Below are 5002 nucleotides of genomic sequence, written 5' to 3'. Positions count from 1 at the left end.
CTCGATTGGCTGGGTTCCATCAAAGAAGAACGGGCAGTGATCGGTTCCGATCGTTTGCAGGTCCCCCGCCGTCAGCCCCTCCCACAGCGCCTGATTGTCAGCCGGAGTACGCATCGGAGGCGAGCACACCCACTTGGCGCCGTCGGGGCGCGCCAGATCGTCCTCGGTGAAGAACAGGTAGGGAGGACAGGTCTCGCCCATCACCGGCAGCCCGCGCTCCCGCGCGTAGCGAATCTGATCGACCTCGCCGGCGACATTCACGTGCACGATGTACAGCGGGGCGCCGGCCTGAGCGGCCAGGGCGATGCCGCGCAGCGTGGCTTCGACCGCGCCCCAGGCCGGACGCGTTCGGGCGTGCCAGACCGGCGAGCGGTGTCCGGCGGCCAGCGCTTCGGCAACCAGGATGTCAATCACATCGCCGCTCTCGGCATGCAGCATCGTCAGCATTCCCTGCTCGCCAGCCTTGCGCAGCACCCGGAAGATCTCGCCATCCTGCAGGCGCAGCCTGCTGTTGTAGGCGGTGAAGACCTTGACCGACGTCACCCCCCGGGAGGGCAGGCGCTCGATCTCCGCAAGGACCGCCGCCTCCAGCCGGCTGATGTTGAGATGGAACGCGAAGTCAATGGCGGCCTTCGGAGCGGCCTTCTCCATCCAAACATCCAGTCCGGCCTCAAGGCTTCCGCTGGCGAGCTGAGGGACAAAGTCCATCACCGTCGTCGTCCCGCCATAGGCGGCCGCTTTGTGCCCCGTGTAGTGATCGTCCGACGAGACCGTGTCGAACATCGGCAAATCGAAGTGGGTGTGCGGATCGACTCCTCCGGGCAGGACAAGCCTGCCATGGACGTGAACCACCTCGGCGCCATCGGCGATCAGCCCGGGACCGATGTTGGCGATGCGCTCCCCTTCAATCAGTACATCCGCCGGGAAGCTGCCGAGGTCCGTCACAACCGTTCCGCCCTGCAGCAATCGTCTATTCATCGAACGCTCCCTTGCCGGTCTTGTTCCCTTCCATTATAGGACGCCGCCGATGTCGGGCCGAGGGCGGGGTTAGTCAGACTGGGGACCGCTGAACCGGAATCGGGGTTATCATCCACGACTGCCCCTGAGCAACGGCCGTCCCAATCGCAGGACATGCCGAGGAGTTGCTTTGCCCGAGCGCGACTTGCCGCCAATTGACCTGGAAGGCGGATTCTCACTGGATCCGCTGCTGCGAAAGTACGGCCGGCGCCGAGCCCGCATGGAGCCCATGTACGCCGAGATGCTGCTCGCGGCCAAGGCCCTGGTGCGTCCGGTTTCCCTGCAGCGGTCCTTCCCCGCAGGCGACTTGCCGGAACTCTCCGATCCCATGCGGTTTGCCCACCGCATTGTTCTCGGGCTGTGCTCCCTGGGTGGGCAGCTGGAGCGCCGGGTCTCGGACATGTTCCCCGATGAGCCCGCCCGGGCAGTGATCCTCGATGAGATCGGCAATGCCTGGGTTGCCGGGCTTGCCCGAAGGTTGCATCGCCAGATCCGCTCGACGGCCGCCGCCGAGGGCCTCAGGGCCGGGCCCGGGTATCGTCCTGGGATCGGTCAGTGGCCGGTCGAACTGCAGCCCCGGATCTTCCACCTCTTGGAGGCGGACCGGTATGGGCTTCACCTGACTGGGGGCTTGATGATGGAGCCCCGCAAGTCCGTGAGCATGATCATTCCTGTCGGCCGATCACTCGGCCGGACGGGCTACGCCCCGGCCGCGCCCGATCAGTAGGGGGATCCCCCGTCCCGAACGCCGCCTGACCGCAGGTCCCTACCATGTGGCCGGACTGAAGACCCCGCATTCTCCCCTGAGAAGGGGTGAGGCCAGTTCTCATTCGCCGGGCGCGCTCGAGCCCGGGTGGGGCCACGCAGGCCTGCACCGGCGCTCCCGGAGAGCGCGCCAGAGGTGGGCCCGCTCCCGGGCACTGGTCATCACCAGCTGTCGCAGATCCTGGGCGGCGAGCAGACGCTCCCCCGTCGTGTACAGGAAGGTGAACCGTCGCCACCGCCGCGATTCGATCGGATGGGGCAGAGGCTCCAGCGGGCCGAGCTGCAGTTTGAAATACGGCTCCTCGGCTCTAGGGTGCCGGGGTTCCGCCCGGAGCAGCGACGCCCGGGTGGTCAATTCATAGCCTCGGACCTGCGCCACCCAGCGAACCGACCAGCGCTGATCGGCGAAAGCCGCCGTCTGGTAGAAGGCCAGCCATTCAACATGTAGGGTCTTGGGGGAATACGCCAGCGGGATCCGGTACCAACCCAGCAGGCGAGCGATCTCAAGGTCACGCGGGTGCTTGGCAATGGCAACCAGCACCAGGTCTTCGGGCAGGATCCCCGGCATGAAGCACCCCCTGCTGCCGGAGGAGGAGGGGAGATGTCTCCCCTGCTCCAAGACGTCCGGGTCAGGAGACCGGCTACATCAGCCCGGTCAGCGAATTGAACTCCTCGATCAGGGCATCGATTTCGTCAGTCTGAGACTGCACCGCGCTCCAGTAGTCGGCAGCCGACCACTGCGCCAGGATCTCCTCGTACGTCCTCCCTTGCTGCTCAACCCAGGTGTAGTACTTGAGGTTGTGGACGCGCCGCCGGTCCGGGTAGCGCAGCTCGAGCAGGTTGTCGGTCGACTCGCCGAGCAGGTAGCGGGCGTAGTCGGCGGCAGCGTCCTTCTCGCCGTACTCCCCGTACTCGGCGTGCATCTCGGTCAGCCGACTGGCGTATAGCTCCATCGAGTCGGTCAGGATAGTCAGCACGATGTCCTGTGGGCCGAGTTCGTAGTACTTGGCGAGCTTGATCGACGACAGCAGGTTGGCGATCCCGGAGAAGCCGAGCAGGTCGAGCCGGCCGACCATGGCCTCCGGCACCCCTTGCTTGACCAGGTGTGAACGGCCGGCCTTCTCGTTGAACAGGCGCGAGATGTTCACCACGGCCGCATCGTCGATCGCCACCACCAAGTCGGTGTTGCCCACGTTGTGGATCCAGGGAACATGCTTGTCGCCGATGCCCTCGATGCGGTGCGCCCCGAAGCCGTTCTCGAGAAGCGTCGGGCACTGCAGTGCCTCAGAGGCGGCGACCTTGCTGTTCGGGAAGACCTGCTTCAGATAGTCGCCGCAGGCGATCGTGCCCGCCGAGCCGGTGGTCAGCGCCACGCCCCGATACGTGTCCCCCGACCGGAGTTCGCGCTGCAGGACTTCCTGCATGGCGTGCCCGGTGACCTCGTAGTGCCACAGGTAGTTGCCGAACTCCTCGAACTGGTTGAAGATCATCAGATCCTGGCCGGAACGCCGCAGCTCCCAGCACTTGTCGAAGATCTCCTTGACATTCGATTCGCTGCCCGGCGTCTTGATCACCTCGCCGGCGATCGTGGACAGCCACTCGAAGCGTTCCCGGCTCATCCCCTCCGGCAGGATGGCGATCGATTCGCAGCCCAGCAGCGCCGAATCGTAGGCTCCGCCCCGGCAGTAGTTCCCAGTCGACGGCCAGACGGCCTTCTGCGTCGTCGGGTCGAACTGGCCGGTGACAAGGCGCGGCACCAAACAGCCGAACGCCGCCCCGACCTTGTGCGCGCCGGTCGGGAACCACTTGCCCACCAGGGCGATGATGCGGGCCTGGGTCCCGGTCAGGCTGGAGGGGAATTCCAAGTAGTTGACGCCGCCGAATCCGCCACCTTTGGCAACGGGCTCGTTCTTCCAGGTAATGCGGAAGAGGTTGAGCGGGTCGACATCCCACAGCCCGACGCGGCCAAGCTTCTGGCGGATCCCAGCCGGGATCTTGCTCGGGTCCTTCATCTGGGCGAAAGTCGGGATCAGGATGCTGCGCTCGCGGGCACGCCCCGCGGCGCGCTTGCGTCGCTCACCATCTACGGTCAGGTCAATTCTGCTCATGGTGCTTCACGTCTCCTCAGGACTTGCGGGTCGCGGTCCGGCGAGCAGGACGCTTGCCCCCGGACGATTTCTTCATGCTGGGACCTTCGGCTGAAGGTCCCTCGTCCGGACCCTGGCGCACGACGTAGAGCGGACGCCCTTTCGCCTCGTCGTACAGACGCCCGATGTACTCGCCCAGGATCCCGACGCAGATCAACTGCACCCCGCCCAAGAACAGAACGGCGATCAGGGTGGTCGCCTGCCCCAGAAAGGACTGATTGCCCGTCAGACGCGAGGCAATCACGAGCGGAATGCACAGCGCGCTCAGGGCCGCACAGGCGAACCCGAAGTAGGTGGCCAGCTGCAGAGGGAAGTACGAATATCCGGTGATGGCATTGATCGCCAGGCGGAACATCTTGCGGAAGGGGTACTTGGTCTCTCCCGCCACCCGCGCCGCTCGGTCGTACGAAACCCCGATCTGGCGGAATCCCACCCAGGCCGCCATGCCGCGGAGAAAGCGATGACGTTCGCGCATTTGGTTCAGGGCGTCGACCACCTTGCGGTCCAGCAAGCGGAAATCGCCGGTGTCCAGCGGGATCTTGACGTCGGTGATGCGGTAGATGATCCGATAGAACAGGGAGGCGGTGGCCAGCTTGAACCAGGTTTCCCCTTGGCGCTCGGCGCGCACGGCGTACACTACTTCGTAGCCCTGGCGCCATCTCTCCGCCATCTGCGGGATCAGCTCAGGAGGATCCTGCAAGTCGGCGTCGATGATGACCACCGCCTGGCCGCGGCTGTAGTCCAGCCCGGCCGTGACGGCCAGCTGGTGGCCGAAGTTCCTCGAGAACATGACCGGGCGCACATGCGCATCCGATTCCGCCAGCGCCAGAATGGCCTCGGCCGATCCGTCGTCGCTGCCATCATCCACCAGCAGCAGCTCCCACGGCTCACCCATCCCGTTCATCACCCCCGATACGCGGGCATGAAGGGCAGGAAGGTTGGCGAGCTCATTGTAGATCGGGGCGATGATCGAGAATACGGGGTTCTTCTCTCGGACCATGACGGCCTCAGTCCCTCACACTTTGCCTGTTGACTGTGCGGACACAAGTGCGGCCAGCGTCGGCTCGATAACG

At 65.3% G+C, this 5002-nt stretch carries 5 protein-coding genes; 1 reads left to right on the top strand and 4 read right to left on the bottom strand.

Annotation, left to right across the window (positions count from 1 at the left end):
- A partial coding sequence (locus tag MUO23_00575; GenBank protein MCJ7511444.1) for an amidohydrolase family protein occupies nucleotides 1-978 on the bottom strand: 978 nt, incomplete at its 3' end.
- Between the two features lie 169 nt (nucleotides 979-1147).
- Here MUO23_00575 and MUO23_00570 point away from each other — a divergent pair.
- Nucleotides 1148-1744: a hypothetical protein gene (locus tag MUO23_00570; GenBank protein ID MCJ7511443.1), complete on the top strand. Its 597-nt coding sequence runs from the start codon at nucleotides 1148-1150 to the stop codon at nucleotides 1742-1744.
- 99 nt (nucleotides 1745-1843) lie between these two features.
- Here MUO23_00570 and MUO23_00565 read toward each other — a convergent pair whose 3' ends face one another.
- The 3 genes from MUO23_00565 to MUO23_00555 form a co-directional block, all read right to left on the bottom strand.
- Entirely contained in the window at nucleotides 1844-2350 is a 507-nt protein-coding gene (locus tag MUO23_00565) for a hypothetical protein (GenBank protein ID MCJ7511442.1), read from the bottom strand.
- A 73-nt stretch (nucleotides 2351-2423) separates the two neighbouring features.
- Nucleotides 2424-3890, bottom strand: coding sequence for a pyridoxal-phosphate dependent enzyme (locus MUO23_00560; protein MCJ7511441.1), 1467 nt, complete (start codon nucleotides 3888-3890; stop codon nucleotides 2424-2426).
- Between the two features lie 16 nt (nucleotides 3891-3906).
- Nucleotides 3907-4929 carry a glycosyltransferase family 2 protein gene (locus MUO23_00555; protein ID MCJ7511440.1) on the bottom strand — a complete coding sequence of 341 codons (1023 nt, stop codon included), beginning with the start codon at nucleotides 4927-4929 and terminating at the stop codon, nucleotides 3907-3909.
- Nucleotides 4930-5002: the final 73 nt, after the last annotated feature.

Source organism: Anaerolineales bacterium, from assembly GCA_022866145.1.
Lineage (GTDB): Bacteria > Chloroflexota > Anaerolineae > Anaerolineales > E44-bin32 > PFL42.
Note: the sequence above shows the minus strand (reverse complement) of the source record. Positions and strands in the feature narration are given on the sequence as shown.

Excerpts from the sequence above, each read along its gene's own strand:
- MUO23_00555 (MCJ7511440.1), bottom strand. The coding sequence starts at position 4,929 with ATGGTCCGAGAGAAGAACCCCGTATTCTCGATCATCGCCCCGATCTAC.
- MUO23_00560 (MCJ7511441.1), bottom strand. The coding sequence starts at position 3,890 with ATGAGCAGAATTGACCTGACCGTAGATGGTGAGCGACGCAAGCGCGCC.
- MUO23_00565 (MCJ7511442.1), bottom strand. The coding sequence starts at position 2,350 with ATGCCGGGGATCCTGCCCGAAGACCTGGTGCTGGTTGCCATTGCCAAG.